This is a genomic window from Enterococcus sp. DIV0358 (assembly GCF_051713465.1).
GTDB lineage: Bacteria > Bacillota > Bacilli > Lactobacillales > Enterococcaceae > Enterococcus > Enterococcus faecalis.
In genome coordinates this window covers 1,307,617-1,322,855 of the sequence record NZ_JBIOPX010000001.1, presented here as the reverse complement: position 1 = coordinate 1,322,855, position 15,239 = coordinate 1,307,617, and the positions used below count along the sequence as shown (strand labels likewise).

Annotated in this window: 13 protein-coding genes; all 13 read right to left on the bottom strand. The window is 36.3% G+C overall.

Annotated elements, in window-relative coordinates; all coding sequences use genetic code 11:
• Window positions 1-12: 12 nt before the first annotated feature.
• The 13 genes from IGK70_RS06530 to modB all read right to left on the bottom strand — a co-directional run bounded on the left by IGK70_RS06530 (window position 13) and on the right by modB (window position 15,238).
• The gene (locus tag IGK70_RS06530; RefSeq protein WP_104855429.1) at window positions 13-1,533 is read right to left on the bottom strand and encodes a MucBP domain-containing protein; all 1,521 of its coding nucleotides are present in this window, start codon (window positions 1,531-1,533) and stop codon (window positions 13-15) included.
• Window positions 1,534-1,809: 276 nt separating this feature from the next.
• Complete coding sequence (locus tag IGK70_RS06525; RefSeq protein WP_002357698.1) at window positions 1,810-3,072, bottom strand: ABC transporter permease; 1,263 nt, start codon at window positions 3,070-3,072, stop codon at window positions 1,810-1,812.
• Window positions 3,065-3,964: an ABC transporter ATP-binding protein gene (locus IGK70_RS06520; RefSeq protein WP_104874310.1), complete on the bottom strand. Its 900-nt coding sequence runs from the start codon at window positions 3,962-3,964 to the stop codon at window positions 3,065-3,067. The genes IGK70_RS06525 and IGK70_RS06520 overlap by 8 nt, the downstream gene beginning before the upstream one ends.
• A 104-nt stretch (window positions 3,965-4,068) precedes the next feature.
• Window positions 4,069-4,326: a DUF3884 family protein gene (locus IGK70_RS06515; protein WP_002363898.1), complete on the bottom strand. Its 258-nt coding sequence runs from the start codon at window positions 4,324-4,326 to the stop codon at window positions 4,069-4,071.
• 222 nt (window positions 4,327-4,548) lie between these two features.
• The gene (gene tnpA / locus IGK70_RS06510; protein WP_000063801.1) at window positions 4,549-5,004 is read right to left on the bottom strand and encodes an IS200/IS605 family transposase; all 456 of its coding nucleotides are present in this window, start codon (window positions 5,002-5,004) and stop codon (window positions 4,549-4,551) included.
• A 207-nt stretch (window positions 5,005-5,211) separates the two neighbouring features.
• A complete protein-coding gene (gene uvrC / locus IGK70_RS06505; protein ID WP_438775197.1) occupies window positions 5,212-7,008 on the bottom strand; it encodes an excinuclease ABC subunit UvrC in 1,797 nt (598 codons plus the stop codon).
• A 164-nt stretch (window positions 7,009-7,172) separates the two neighbouring features.
• Window positions 7,173-7,487: a thioredoxin gene (trxA, locus tag IGK70_RS06500; protein ID WP_002357703.1), complete on the bottom strand. Its 315-nt coding sequence runs from the start codon at window positions 7,485-7,487 to the stop codon at window positions 7,173-7,175.
• A gap of 97 nt (window positions 7,488-7,584) precedes the next feature.
• The gene (locus tag IGK70_RS06495; protein WP_104855427.1) at window positions 7,585-9,951 is read right to left on the bottom strand and encodes an endonuclease MutS2; all 2,367 of its coding nucleotides are present in this window, start codon (window positions 9,949-9,951) and stop codon (window positions 7,585-7,587) included.
• 110 nt (window positions 9,952-10,061) lie between these two features.
• Window positions 10,062-10,610 (bottom strand): CvpA family protein, encoded by a 549-nt coding sequence (locus tag IGK70_RS06490; RefSeq protein ID WP_002357705.1) that lies wholly within the window; start codon window positions 10,608-10,610, stop codon window positions 10,062-10,064.
• 19 nt (window positions 10,611-10,629) lie between these two features.
• Entirely contained in the window at window positions 10,630-11,073 is a 444-nt protein-coding gene (zapA, locus tag IGK70_RS06485) for a cell division protein ZapA (RefSeq protein ID WP_002357706.1), read from the bottom strand.
• Window positions 11,074-11,341: 268 nt separating this feature from the next.
• Window positions 11,342-13,444, bottom strand: a complete 2,103-nt coding sequence (locus IGK70_RS06480) for a heavy metal translocating P-type ATPase (RefSeq protein WP_010712414.1) — start codon at window positions 13,442-13,444, stop codon at window positions 11,342-11,344.
• 121 nt (window positions 13,445-13,565) lie between these two features.
• A complete protein-coding gene (locus tag IGK70_RS06475) occupies window positions 13,566-14,570 on the bottom strand; it encodes an ATP-binding cassette domain-containing protein (RefSeq protein ID WP_002384570.1) in 1,005 nt (334 codons plus the stop codon).
• Window positions 14,567-15,238, bottom strand: coding sequence for a molybdate ABC transporter permease subunit (modB, locus tag IGK70_RS06470; protein WP_002357709.1), 672 nt, complete (start codon window positions 15,236-15,238; stop codon window positions 14,567-14,569). Before modB ends, IGK70_RS06475 begins: the two co-directional genes overlap by 4 nt.
• Window position 15,239 lies beyond the last annotated feature (1 nt).

Below are 15,239 nucleotides of genomic sequence, written 5' to 3'. Positions count from 1 at the left end.
TACTTAAGTCTTTTATGGTTCAGGTACATAAATACCATAGCCTTTTATTTGATACGTAACAATTGTTTCTTTATCTTGAATTATCCCTTGATAATTAGTGGGAATCTCGTCATAATTTTCCCAGTAACGAACACCTGATGAACTACCATTTGTATTTTGACTAATTAAATAGTCAACTGGCTGACCTTTTTCATCTTGAATAGTGAAACGAATTTTTTGTGGTAATTCATAATGATCCCCTATTTTTTTCTCAAATTCGATTGGTCCCACCAATTGATTTTGTTGATAATTATATGTTTGACCTGCTACCTCTTGTTCCATCCGAACTGTATATTTTTCCAAGTTAGGATACAATGGGACGAAATCCCCATTTTTCAATGTTGTAAAATCACTAATGGTAAACGGCGCTCCCGTTTCATTTACAAATCGAATGATTAATTTTGCAGTTTCTAATTCTTTTTGATACTTGTATGTTACCGATTGTGCTTGATTCGTAAAGGTTCCTTTTGCATTTTCTGGTAAATCATTTTGATTTAAAAGATAGCCTTTGATAGTTAATAAATAATCGGCAGTTGTTGCATCATAGGTTTGGCCGACTATTCCCGTTAACACTTTTTTATCAGCAATTTCTTTTCCTTGCTCATCTACATAATGGATAATGACAGGTGCAGCCACTTCATCATACACAAATATGATAACTTGTTTTTCTGCTTTAAAAAAGCCAATAGCGGAGCCCTGTACTTCTTTTTGAACATACCCATCGATTTCCTTTGTTTCAGCTTGATAAGATTCACCAATTGTTCCTTTTAAAATAGTAGGATCTGCTAGTGTTTTACCATGTACTGATTGATAACGGATCTCAACTTGTCCTTTTTCAAGCGGTATCGGCTGTGGTTTTTCTTGGTTACGATGCATGTGTAAATAACCGACATAGGTATACCCCTCAATTATTGGTGGCTGCTCATTTAAAATAGTTCCCTTTTTTATATCTTTGATTACTATCGGTTTCAATAAATCCGTCGATAGTGCATAACCTTTTGTCGTTTTCATCATACTTAAACCATTTATCACTAGGATAATCAATACCACTTGTTTTAATCGTTTTCTTTTCCATAGAAAAACTAGGATTATCATAATACTAAGTACTGATCCACCAACAATCAACCACTGACTTGTTCTCAAAGAACCTGTTTTAGGTAAGGTTTTCGTAACTCGATTAACTGTTTTATTTTGATCAAGACTCGTTAATGAAGTATCTTGGTCCAAGCTCTTATTAGAGCCCTGCTCTTCTGAAGATGGATTGACATTATTTTTTTGATAAATAAACTGGTATTCTTCTTCATCAAATGAAATTGTTTCATTAGGAACACCTTGAACAATGTTTGATTGTTCTTGGTTTGTTAACTGATCCATTGGTAAATAGTTAAACGTTACCCTTGCGTGGTTCATCTGTTCTGCCCAAACAGAGTTTGTAGCAACCAAACAACATAGCATGAAAATACTACTTAAAAAAATTTTTATCGAACGATTCATTGTTACCTCCTTGAAAATGTGAAAATGACGAAAATAGTCTGATATAATCTTAACACATTATCAAGAAACTGTTGTTTTTATATTTAAAAAATCTAAAAAAATAAAATAAAAAGGACTTGAGATAAAAATTTTTAACTCCAATAAATAAGAAAGGTATGCTTTTGTTCAGCTGATTATCTTCAGCTTTAAAAAGTGGGAAACAAGTTGAGCCGACCCCGAAAAGTTAGACCTATAAATCTAACTTTTCGGGGTCACTACCCACTTTCTTTATTTTTATTATTTATGCTTTTGTTCATTTTTTAAAATAGAAATTGACTGTTTTAAGGATTGAATCATGCCGCCTTCGCTGTATACAAGAACGTTTGATTTGTATAAACGAGCAGAGAAGATTGTTAAAATGATTCCAAAGACTGCCAAAATCACTAATGAGACAATTGCTTCCATTGTTGATGCCGTTTCGGTCGCCAAGCGCACTGGCATGATATATGACGAAATCAGTGGAATAAAGGAAGTTACTTTCACCACGATATTCTGTGGATCATTCGTTCCAAACGTAATGCCAATCATATAACCGATTAAACCAATATACATGATGGGCTGAACTGCTTTTGCTGTATCCTCTGGTTTGGAAACAAGAGAACCACAAAGTGCTGCCAAAACAGCAAAAACGAGAATACCAATAATGAAAAAGCCTAATGTAAAAATAAAGGTTGATGAAAAAATACTTTGTGGTGAAATACCACTTAATAGACTTTTCATAAAATCAAGATTTTTCAATTGAGAATAGCCGAGAACAAACGCCACTCCGTAAATGAAAATTTGTGTTAAAGCTACTAGAATAACCCCAGTTAATTTGCCATAAAAATGGGTTTGCGCTTTTGTACTAGAGAGAATAACTTCCATGATTCTAGTGCCTTTTTCAGAAGCAATCTCTTGGGCAATAATTGAAGAATAACTGCTGATGAAGACAAATAACAAAATTGTTATCCCCATTGCTAACGCCATTTGAATCCCTGTGTTATCTTCTCCTGTTTTTATTTTGCCATTTTCATCAAAACTAATTTTGGCTTTTTTAAATGTTGCTTGTTGATTCAACATGGCAACTTGCTCAGCTGTTAGGTTTAAACGATTGGCATTCGCCATTGTTTGTAATTGGTTTAACATTTGAGGGATTAGCATCTCGGTTGCATTTCCTAAAGAGCGTTCAGAGTAAAGCTGACCAGAAATCTGATTATCTGTAGTGTCCAAAAGTAAATAGGCATCAATTTTCTCGTCTTTTAATTGTTCTTGGGCCTTTTTCTCAGAAGAAACAGCTTTGAAAGAAAAGTCCTCTGTTTTATTCTTTGTCAACTCTTTAACGAGCGCTTGATTTTCCGAAACCAGACCAATGGTAGTATCTCCTGAAAAACCGCTAGCTAGAGAGCCCGCTAAGTAAACAATTCCTACAAGAAGAAATGGCGCTAAAATCATGATTAAGAAAGACAGCGACTTCACATTTTTCTTATAGACATCAGTCGCAATAATCCAAAATTTACTCATCTTGCCCACCTACTTTCATTTTGAAAATTTCTTCCAATGTTGGTGGTTGTTGATTAAACATTGGAATGTAGCCGTTGGCTGTCGCTTTATCAAACAACACTTTGCCCACTTCAGCGTTTTCTAATGTCGCTTCTAAGACGCCATCTTGTCGCAAGTGTGCTTCTTTCACACCTGCTGTAGCAGCAACTTCCTCAACAGATAACGGTGATTCTAAAAATAATTTTGTTCGACCAAATTGTTCTCGAATTTCATGAACCTGACCATCTAAAACCATGCGTCCATTTTTTAACATGACTAAATGGTCACAGATTTTTTCCACATTGTCCATATTATGACTGGAAAAAATGACACAAGAACCTTGATTTTTCAATTCAATAATGCCGTCTTTTAATAATTCTGCATTAACTGGATCCAAGCCACTGAATGGTTCGTCTAAAATAATTAACTTCGGTTCATGAATAAGTGTCGCAATCAATTGAACTTTTTGTTGATTGCCTTTTGATAAAGATTTAACTTTATCCGTTTTTTTGCCTTTAACTTGAAATTTTTCCATCCAAAAGTCAATTTTAGGTTCAATTTCTTTTTTAGTTTTTCCCCGCAATGAAGCGAAATAAATTAGTTGGTCTTCAATCGTAATTTTAGGATATAAACCCCGTTCTTCTGGTAAATAACCAATAATATTGTACTCTTTTTCGTTTAATGATTGACCATTCCATAAAACTGACCCGCTATCTTGTGTTAAAAAATTTAAAATCAAGCGAAACGTAGTTGTTTTCCCGGCACCATTTTGACCAATTAATCCTAAAATTTTCCCGTCCGGTATCGTAAAGGATACATGATCAACTGCTTTAAAATCCCCAAAGGTTTTGACTAACTCTTTTACCTCTAACACATAAACGCCCCCTTCACTTTTTCTAAACCGCTGTTTAGTTACTCATATCGTATCTTTACTGTGTTGGCTTGTCAATGACAATTGTTATGGAAAGATGTTGCACTTTAATCAGATGCTTTATTTTCTGCTAAACGAAAAAGGCCATCCGTCTCGGTAGAAATATGCACTTCATTTGCGGTCAAGCCTGTGCTTTCATAAAATGTATTTTTAAATTCCTTTGCCGATTTTGATGATTGACAGGCCCAAATTCGACCTGTACGATTCAGCCACGTACCCAATTCATTCATTAAACGCTCATCAATCAGTAATTGATTTGGTACTTTTTTAAATTTTATTTGATAAACGGGTGTTAGTATTTTCATGATCAGACGTCCTCTCTTTTAAGTTAGTATTAGTATATCACGAAAGAAATCGTTATCATATTTTCTTGAGAGTTCAACTTTTCATGAAAAAATTGAGTAAATATCCACCCGCATAGCGGGTGGCTTTTTAATAGCCCTAGAAGGGCTCGCTACCTGCTGCTCCCTTTAAGGGAGCTTTTTTTAGAGACTGCCAACCGCTACCATTCTATTCTTATCTAGTTGTTACTTCCTAAATGGATCTTTATACTCTCTTTTGTTTATACTATCCCTTATTCGATCTTCTGCTTCTTGTTCTCGTATATACTTAGCTATCGTTTTTTGGTTCAATCCTACAGTGCTCACATAATAGCCTTTTGACCAAAAGGATCGATTTCCATAATTGTATTTTAAATTCGCATGACGTTCATGAATGATTACTGCACTTCTTCCTTTTAAGAAACCCATAAAACCTGATACACTCAACTTCGGCGGAATTCTTACCAACATATGGATATGGTCGGGCATTGCATGCGCTTCAATGATTTCGACTTCTTTCATCTCACACAATTTCCTTAGTATTTTCCCTATATCTCGCCTCAATTGACCATAGATTACTTTTCTTCTATATTTTGGTGTAAACACAAGATGATACTTACAATTCCAACGAGTATGTGCTAAACTTTTATCGTCGTTCGACATTCAAAAACTCCTTTCGATTTGATAACGGTTGGTAGCCTTTATCTATTATATCGAAAGGAGTTTTTATCGCTAAAGCTCTGGCCTCCACGCGCAGTACGCGTGGTTTTTTTGTCGAAATCTCTTTAGAGATTTCGACTGACTAAAGTCATTAATAAAAAAAAACAGACAAATTAGGAAAAGCACCTAATTTGTCTGGTTCATTTTCATTTATTTTTCTATCTCAGAGGTTGTTTCTTGGTGCAAATGACGATACACATTCTTTGCGACAGTTTCAGGTAACCCAGCTTTTCTTAATTCTTCAACACTGGCTGCCGTAATATTTTTAAGCGATTTAAATTCTTTTAAAAGATTTTTTTTACGTTTTGGTCCCAAACCTTCAATGTTATCTAATTTGGAAGCAAAACTATTTTTACTACGTAATTGACGATGGAATGTGATGGCGAAACGATGGACTTCATCTTGGATTCGTTGCAACAAGAAAAATTCTTGTGAGTTTCTTTCCAATGGTACAACTTCTAAGTTTGGACCAAATAAAAGTTCACTCGTTTTGTGCTTGTCGTTCTTGGCTAATCCAGCTACAGGAATATCGACTCCTAGTTGATTGGCTAACACATCTTTGGCAACATCGACTTGACCTTTACCACCATCGATTAAAATTAAATCAGGAAAAGGCAAGCCTTCTTTTAAAACTCGTGAATATCTGCGATAAATGACTTCTCTCATAGAAGCGTAATCATCAGGACCTTGGACGGTTTTTATTTTATATTTTCGATACTCATTTTTAGCTGGCCGTCCGTCAATAAACACAACCATTGCAGAAACAGGGTTGGTTCCCATAATATTTGAATTATCAAATGCTTCAATTCGAATGGGCGCAGGTATGTTCATCGCATTGCCTAATTTTTCAACTGCGCCAATTGTTCGTTCTTGTTTCCGTACAATCAAATCGAATTTTTCATTTAGAGCAACTGCAGCATTTTTACTGGCTAATTTAACCAGTTTTTTCTTTTCTCCCCGTTGCGGCTGCAAGACTTTCGTAGCTAATAAAGCTTCGACGCTTTCTTTATCAATGTCATCAGGAATCAAGACTTCTTTTGGCACAAAATGCTCATTCTCTTGATAGAATTGTCCAATAAAAGTTAAAAATGCTTCACTGGCATCATCATAAAATGGGAAAATCGATACATCACGTTCGATTAATTTTCCTTGTCTGACAAAGAATACTTGGACACACATCCAGCCTTTATCAACAGCATAGCCAAACACATCACGATCAATTAAATCCACATTCGTCATTTTTTGGCGGCTCATAACTGTTTCAATCGCTTTAATTTGATCGCGAAATTCTGCAGCTTTTTCAAATTCCATATGCGCAGCTGCATAAGCCATTTTTTCTTGTAAGCGGTCTTGAATTTCTGTATGTCCACCAGAGAGAAACCCTTTAATCTCTTCCACCATATCTTTGTAGACTTGCGGATCCACATCAAAAGCATAGGGACACAGACATTGTCCTAAATGATAATACAAACAAGGTGTTTTTTGCGACGGATTACATTTTCGCAAAGGAAAAAGCCGATCTAACAGTTTCTTTGTTTCATTCGCTGCATTTACATCTGGATATGGGCCAAAATATAACGCTTTGTCTTTTAAAACCTTTCGAGTAATCATTAAACGAGGATATTTTTCGTTTGTGATTTTAATAAAAGGATAGGTTTTATCGTCTTTTAACATGATGTTATATTTGGGATTATTTTTATGGATTAAATTAATTTCTAATAAAAGTGCTTCAATATTCGATTCTGTCACAATATATTCAAAATCATCGATTTCACTGACTAATCGTTCTGTCTTAGTATCATGGCTACCACGAAAATAAGACCGGACACGGTTTTTCAAAATTTTGGCTTTCCCAACATAGATAATCGTGCCGTTTTTATCTTTCATTAAATAACAACCAGGTTGATCAGGAAGCAGTGCTAATTTATTTTTTATTCGTTCGTTCATACGATACTTCCTTTCTAACAAAATGCTTCATCTATTATACACCTCTTTTTGTAATTAAACAAAAAAAGCCGCTACTTTATGTACGAAAGAAACAGCCTGAAAAGACAATCGCTAATGATTTCTCTTCAGACTGAATCAGACTATTCGTAATGACTAATCAACGTTTATAAGTGTTTGGCAATCATTGCTTGCAATTGGTCTTTTGTATGAACACCGACTGCTTTTTCAACAACTTCGCCATCTTTTTTCAATAGCAATGTTGGGATGCTCATGATTCCAAAACTTGCTGGTGTTGCAGGATTTTCATCCACATCCATTTTGACGATTTTCACTTCGTCTTCATCATATTCTTCAGATAATTGTTCTAAGATGGGTGCTTGCATACGACAAGGGCCACACCAAGTTGCCCAAAAGTCGATTAAGACTAATCCTTCATCTGTTTCTGTTGCAAAATCTTTATCGGTAATTGCTTGTGTCATTTCACAAACCTCCTACTCTTTACTCTTATTACATGCTTAGTATAACACGTCATCTCTAAGATAGCGAGTGTTCTGCTTACTTATTGTAAGTCCTTATTTATTGGAATTTCACGACAGTCGCACCATTACCACCTTGGTTTTGTGGCGCAAATTCATAGCTTTTCACACTACGGTGATTTTTTAAAAATTCCGTTATTCCGGTTCTTAATGCACCTGTTCCTTTGCCGTGAACAATGGTTACTTGTGGATAGCCCGCTAGAATCGCAGCATCAATGTATTGGTCAACTTCTGCCAATGCTTCTTCGTAGCGTTTGCCACGTAAGTCTAGTTGTGTGCTAACATGACTGCTTTCTGCAGAACGAACCGTTGTAACTCTTGGTTTTGCTTCTTTTTGTGGAGCGACAGGCGTCATATCCTCTTCAGATACGTTCATTTTTAAAATGCCTAATTGGACTTGCCATTGTCCTTTGCCGTTGTCTTTTAATAAGGTCCCTCGTTGGCCGTAGGTATTGACAATTACTTCATCGCCAGCTTTTAATTTTTTCTGCTCTTTCGCCTTCTTCAGCACTTTGTTTTTAGCAAGCTTGGTTTCTTCGTGGTGTAATTGAGAAAGTTGTGTTTTCGCATCAATTAACTGATGTTCTTTGACACCACCTTGTTGGCCACTTTCCAATTGCATTTTGCGAATATCAGAAATAATGGTTTCTGCGTTTTCTTCCGCTTCTGCAATAATTTTATTCGCTTCTTTCCGCGCTTTTTGTAATTCTTTTTCTCGTTCTTCAAAAAATACTTGATAGGCTTCTTTCAGTTCCTTATGCAAAGCGGCCGATTCATCGACATAGTGGCGAGCTTCTAAATATTCAGTTTCGGCCATTTTGCGACGGTTTTCCAAGTCTTCAATCATTTCGTTTAAATCTTGACTTTCACCGTCCATTATTTGTTTTGCAGCTTCAATAATACTGTTGTCTAATCCAAGACGTTTCGAAATTTCAAAAGCATTACTTCGGCCAGGCACGCCAATTAATAAACGATAGGTTGGACTCAAAGTATCTACATCAAATTCCATACTGGCATTGATTGTTCCAGCTCGATTATAGCCATACACTTTTAATTCAGGATAATGGGTTGTTGCCATCACATAGGCTCCTTTAGCACCCAATGAATCTAAAATGGCAATCGCTAAAGCGGCTCCTTCTTGCGGATCTGTCCCAGCACCTAATTCATCAAATAGTACTAAACTTTGATGATCGACTTTCTTTAAGACAGACACGATATTCGTCATATGTGAAGAGAAAGTACTTAAACTTTGTTCAATCGATTGTTCATCCCCGATATCCGCAAATACTTCTGTAAAAATCCCCATTTTACTCTCTTCTTCAACTGGAATAGGTAATCCAGCTTGACCCATTAATTGTAAAAGACCTAACGTTTTCAGAGTAATGGTTTTCCCGCCGGTATTAGGCCCTGTAATCACAATTGCTTGATATTCTTCACCAATCACAATGTCATTGGCTACAGCTTTTTCTGGATTCAATAGTGGGTGCCGGGCTTGTTTAAAAACTACATGATTTGCTTGACTAATTTCTGGAACAACTGCTTTTAGTTCTTTTCCTAGTCGCGCCTTAGCATTAATAAAATCAAGTTTACCGATGACATAAGCATTATGCGTAATTTCTCGGCGATAAGGGACCAACTCAGCCGACAGTTCTGCCAAGATGCGAGTAATCTCATTTCTTTCGGCAATTTGTTGTTGTCGCAAGCGATTATTCATTTCTAAAATTTGTTTAGGTTCAATAAATAAGGTTTGTCCTGAAGCACTTTGGTCGTGAACCACGCCACCAAAAATATTTTTATATTCTTGTTTGACTGGAATCACGTAGCGTTCATTTCGCATAGTAACAAGGGCATCACTAAGGTAACGTGCGTTTTTCCCACGAATAATACTATCTAGTTCTTCTCGAATGGTCTGCTCACTACGTCGAATATTTTGCCGAATTGCCTTTAAGGCTGGCGAAGCTTCATCTGTGACGTAGCCATCATCATCAATGGCTTGTTTGAGTTGGCGATTTAATTCAGGCAAAACTTCTAGTTGCTCTCGCCACATATATAAACGTTCAAAATCTACTTCATTTTCACTTAACTCATCAAAAAAACGAGTCAGTTCTGAAGTAGTCGACAAGACACGGCCTACTTGTGCTAATTCTATGCCATTTAAATCCGCACCAATTTCAATCCGTTTCATGTGTGGTTGGATATTTTCTAATTTAGGAATGGGGATTCCACCACGTAATCGTTGAACTTTTAAACCATCCTGTGTTTCATTTAGCCATGATTGAATTTTATTTTCATCAGCAATCGGTAATAATTCCGAAACTTCGTTTGTCCCCTGAGCTGTCACAATAAATTGCAACAACTGTTGTTTTACTTTATCAAACCCTAATGTTGATAGAATACGCTGATTCATTTTTCCACCTACTTTTCAAACTTTTTCATTTGTTGAAAAGACTGAGACATAACATAAGAAGTTTCGCTTTGCTCACTTACTTCTTATCTCTATCTCAGTCCCATTCAGCTTTATTTCGTAATTGGTTCAACCCATAATTCATATGCTTGTTTTGTTAGAATTGGGGTATTTTTTACAATGCCTCGTGCCAAGCCACTTGACCGAAACTGATTTTGGACAATATCTGACGGAATCATTGACGCCGTAGCTAACACTAGAAAAAGACCCACGTATAATACAAGAACACTTAATACGCCACCTAATAGTCCATTTACCTGTTTCAAAACTGGAATAAATGTTAATCCATGTAAAAAGATAGCTAAAAAACGAACGACTAACCAGCCTGCAAACAGCAATAATAGAAACGCAACCGCTGAATAAAAGGCTTTGTCCAAGTCTAAAGAAATCTCTTGATTAAAAAAGACAAGCTTTGACGTTGGCGTAACCGATGGATATGGAATATACAATTCTAAATGAGAAGCGACCTCTTTATAATAGGTTCGAGCAACAAAATATGAAATTAAGTAACCCACCGAATAGAGCACTTGTAAAATCAAGCCTCGTTTAGCTCCTGTATAAAATCCAAAGGCTAAAAGTAATAAAATAAGTATTGTTAACATCTTGTCATCCTTTCAGGAACTACTCCGAAACACCTTTATTTTGAATCTGCTGTTTTCGATTTTCATTCAAAATTTGTTGGGCTTCCACATGATTATGAATTTCTACATCTTCTTGTCCATTCTTTTTCAAAACATCTCGTGCTTCTTCTTCGATAATTTCCATTCGGCGCACACGATTCTCTAATTCAGCCAAACGAATGGTTTTCTGTTTTAAGTCTGCTACTTGTTTTTCCAATTTTAAAGCATATTCTTGTTTTTTTAGTTGATCTGAAATTGCATTAATTGCTAATAAAACAGAAGCTTGTTCCGTATCAGTTTGCGGAGAAAGATGTTTAATTTCCGCCAGTTGTTCGTTGACAATTTTTGTGACTAAATCCATATGTTGTTTTGACTCTTGGCCAATAATTGTATACGTATGGTCTGCAATGATTGCTTTATATCGTGTTTTTTCATTTGATGCCATGTTGAGGTTCCCTCCTGTAAATCAATCCATTCTTGCTTATTGTACCATGAAAAAAAAGCGAAGCGCAATTTTCGTACAAATTCTCTCTTATTATATGCCACAAAGCGAAAAATTTAAAGATTTCTTTACAAGAACTCTGGCAATTTAAGAACGAATAGAAATTGTGTAGGAGAAAAAGCGTGGAACAAAAAGTCAAAGTGATTTTTGTCCCACGCTCAAAACCTGATAATCAGCTAAAAATGTTTGTTTCAGCTGTACTTTTTAAGGCTTAGTTATTATCTTGCATCTTTTCTACACGTAAACAACGCATAGCATTTAAAACAGCGATAATAGTTACACCAACATCAGCAAAGACTGCTGCTTGCATTGAAGCCAAGCCTAATGCACCTAGTACCAAGACAATGATTTTAACAGCAATTGCAAAGATAATGTTTTGTTTAACAATTCTCAATGTTTTTCTTGATAATTTAATTGCAGAGGCGATACGACTTGGTTCATCATTCATAATCACCACATCAGCTGCTTCAATTGCCGCGTCACTTCCTAAACCACCCATGGCAATCCCAACATCAGCCCGGGCTAAAACAGGTGCATCATTCATGCCGTCACCAACAAAGGCAACTTTGTTTTTAGGTGAAGATGCTTTTAACAACTCTTCTAAACGATCCACTTTGCCATCTGGTAAAAGTTCTGCATAAACTTTGTCAACACCAACTTCTTTTGCAATAGCTTCTGCAACTTGTTGATTGTCTCCAGTCAGCATAACAGTTTGTTTGACCCCTTCAGCTTTTAATTCTTTTATTGCTGAAATGGCGTCTGGTTTCAATTGATCCGCAATCACTAAGTAGCCTGCAAATTGATTATCAATAGCGACAAAAATTAAAGTTCCCGCTTCCTTCACTTCTGGTGCTTCGATACCAAATTGTTTCATTAACTTCGCATTACCGACTAAAACTGTTTTACCTTCAATTGTGGCTTTGATACCGTGTCCGGCAACCTCTTCAATTGCTGTTGCTGGAACAGTTTCTTTGCCATAGCTTTCTTTAATAGAAATAGCAATAGGATGAGTGGATAATTGTTCTGCTGTTGCTGTTAAACGTAACAACTCTTCTTCAGGTAAAACAACACTAGTTATGTTTTGAACCACAAAATTTCCTTTTGTTAGCGTACCAGTTTTATCAAAAACAATCGTTTCCGTATTCGCTAAAATTTCTAAATAGTTGCTTCCTTTAATTAAAACACCTAGTTTGCTGGCTCCGCCAATTCCACCGAAGAAACTTAAAGGAACAGAAATGACTAAGGCACATGGACAAGAAATAACCAAGAACGTTAATGCCCGATAAACCCATTCATTAATAGAAGTATCAGGGAAAATAAATGGTGGAATCACTGCCAATAAGACAGCTAAAACAACGACAACTGGTGTATAGTAACGAGCAAATTTAGAAATAAAGTTTTCTGCAGGGGCTTTTTTACTGCTAGCATTTTCAACTAAATCTAAAATTTTGCTAACTGTTGAATCCCCAAATTTTTTCGTAACATTAATGGTCAAGGCCCCATTTTTATTGATAAAACCACCTAAGATTTCATCGCCGACTTTAACCGTTCTTGGAACGGATTCACCAGTCAACGCAGAGGTATCTACCATACTTGATCCATCAATAATTTGACCATCTAATGGAACTTTTTCACCTGGTTTCACTAATATTTGTTGCCCAATTTCAATTGTATCTGGAGCGACCGCTTTTATTTGTCCATTTACTAAAAGATTTGCTGAATCTGGACGAATATCCATTAATTTGGCAATTGATTTTCTGGATTGATCAACCGCAGCACTTTGGAACCATTCGCCGACTTGGTAGAACAACATTACTGCCACAGCTTCGGGATATTCCCCAATAAAGAATGCCCCGATCGTTGCCACAGACATTAAGAAATTTTCATCAAACACTTCCCCACGAAAAATATTCGTTACCGCTCGTTTGACAATGTCGCCACCAATTAAGACATAAACGACTAAATAAGACGCCAAAGCAACCCAATTATTACTTGGCTTAATGATAATAAGTGCTAAAAATAAAACAAATGCAATAATGATACGAATTAAGCGATTCTTATTTGGATTACGTCCCTCTTCTTCTTTGACATCTTTTAAAGAAATAACTTTGACATCTGGTTCTAACTTACCAATCACTGCACGCGCTTCATTTTCGACTTCTAAATCATGTCCTGATTCAACTTCCAGTGTCATTTTTTCAGCCATGAAGTCTACACGCGCTTTTTCTACTCCGTGAATTTTTTGGACAGATTTTTCAATTTTATCTGCACAACTTGCACAATCAAGTCCTTCTAGTTTATAACTCTTTTGCATTTAAACACCTTCACTCCCTATATAATAGCGATTATTCCGTTTACATGAATAACCTTTCATGAATCTATTATAAATGAAGATGCAATCATATGTCAACCGCTTCACGTAATCTTTTTCTATTTTATAGACATAATGGCATAATTGCTGTAGGTGGAATGGATAACTGAGTAATAACTTTCGGATTGAGTCTATTGCTGCCTTTCCACCAAATTTTGGTTTGTTGGTGTTGAAACCAAGCACTTTGTTCAAAAGGTGCTGACAATGTTTGTAAGTGATGCACTTCGATCTGATTGGTTGCCTGCGGTTCTGTTGTGAAATCATGGGCCCGAATTCCAATAGAATGACAAGAAATAGGAACTTCTTGTGTAACCGTTAGTGTTTGTTGCCAGCCAATCACTTGGACTCTGTGCGCATCTATGCGTTTGACAGGCCAAATATTTTTACAACCAGTGAGTTTAGCTGCTTCAATCGTTTGAGGTTGGTTAAATAATTGATTTGTTGCACCAAAAAGTGTTTTGCTTTTTGTGATTATCACTAAACTCTGACATAACTTATACAGTTCATCTAAACTATGACTCACAATTAAGGCATGTTGATTTAAATTACTTAATCGCTGTTGAAGTTCAATTTGCAGCTCTTCCTTTAAGGGTGCATCTAATGCGGAAAATGGCTCATCTAATAACAGGTAAGCCGGCTGAGCCGCTAGCATTCGCGCAAAAGCCACTCGCTGTCTTTGTCCTCCAGAAAGTTGACTAGGATATTGTTCTTGGACTTTAGTTAAGTGAAAAGATGCAAGCAATTGAGTGACCAATTGTAAATCTTTTGTCACGCACGTCAGATTTTCTACTACCGACAAATGAGGAAACAACGCATACTGTTGAAATAAAAGACCAATTTTTCGTTGTTGCGGCGACAAATTGATCTTTTGTTCAGCATCGAATAAGACTTGATCATTTAAAACAATCTGACCTTTATCCGCAGTCTCAACACCCGCAATACATTTTAATAACATACTCTTGCCACAACCAGAAGCACCTAAAATTCCTGTTGTTTGAGTCTTTGTTTCAAACTGAATTTGCAAAGTATGACTTTTCAATTCTTTTTGAATATCAACAATTAATCTCATTCCGATCTTCTCCAAGCGCGCTGACTAAAAAATTCCGTAAAAAATAAAATAATCAGGCAAAGTAATAACATAATTACAACATATTGATTGGCTAAGCGCCAATCCCCACTTGCTACAGCAGAGTAGATAGCTAAAGGAAGCGTTCTTGTTTTGCCAGCAATATTCCCTGCTAACATTGTCGTCGCTCCAAATTCGCCTAACCCACGGGCAAAGGCTAACACGCCACCGGCCAAGAGACCGTTCATCGACAAAGGTAACGCAATTTTTCTAAAATATCGACTTTCCGAAAATCCGAGTGTCTGGGCCACCGCCAACAATTCACTATCCATTTGTTCAAACGCCGTTAAGGCTGAACGATACATTAAAGGAAATGAAACAGCAACGGCAGCAATAACCGTAGCTGGCCACGAAAAAACAACTTGAATGGCAAAAAAATCAAGTAAAAACTGGCCCACTGGTTGCTGAACACCAAAAATAGTTAAGAGAAAAAAACCAAAAACAGTCGGCGGTAAAACTAATGGCAACGTAAATAAACTATTCAAAAGAATTTTTAATTTACGATTTTTCAAACGAAAAACAATATACGCAACGCCTGTTCCTAAAACAAAAGTAAATAAAATGGCGATTATTGCTGTCTGAAAAGATAAAAGAATTGGTCGAACATCCATT

Excerpts from the sequence above, each read along its gene's own strand:
- IGK70_RS06530 (WP_104855429.1), bottom strand. The coding sequence starts at position 1,533 with ATGAATCGTTCGATAAAAATTTTTTTAAGTAGTATTTTCATGCTATGT.
- IGK70_RS06525 (WP_002357698.1), bottom strand. The coding sequence starts at position 3,072 with ATGAGTAAATTTTGGATTATTGCGACTGATGTCTATAAGAAAAATGTG.
- IGK70_RS06515 (WP_002363898.1), bottom strand. The coding sequence starts at position 4,326 with ATGAAAATACTAACACCCGTTTATCAAATAAAATTTAAAAAAGTACCA.
- tnpA (WP_000063801.1), bottom strand. The coding sequence starts at position 5,004 with ATGTCGAACGACGATAAAAGTTTAGCACATACTCGTTGGAATTGTAAG.
- uvrC (WP_438775197.1), bottom strand. The coding sequence starts at position 7,008 with ATGAACGAACGAATAAAAAATAAATTAGCACTGCTTCCTGATCAACCT.
- trxA (WP_002357703.1), bottom strand. The coding sequence starts at position 7,487 with ATGACACAAGCAATTACCGATAAAGATTTTGCAACAGAAACAGATGAA.
- IGK70_RS06495 (WP_104855427.1), bottom strand. The coding sequence starts at position 9,951 with ATGAATCAGCGTATTCTATCAACATTAGGGTTTGATAAAGTAAAACAA.
- IGK70_RS06490 (WP_002357705.1), bottom strand. The coding sequence starts at position 10,610 with ATGTTAACAATACTTATTTTATTACTTTTAGCCTTTGGATTTTATACA.
- zapA (WP_002357706.1), bottom strand. The coding sequence starts at position 11,073 with ATGGCATCAAATGAAAAAACACGATATAAAGCAATCATTGCAGACCAT.
- IGK70_RS06480 (WP_010712414.1), bottom strand. The coding sequence starts at position 13,444 with ATGCAAAAGAGTTATAAACTAGAAGGACTTGATTGTGCAAGTTGTGCA.
- IGK70_RS06475 (WP_002384570.1), bottom strand. The coding sequence starts at position 14,570 with ATGAGATTAATTGTTGATATTCAAAAAGAATTGAAAAGTCATACTTTG.
- modB (WP_002357709.1), bottom strand. The coding sequence starts at position 15,238 with ATGGATGTTCGACCAATTCTTTTATCTTTTCAGACAGCAATAATCGCC.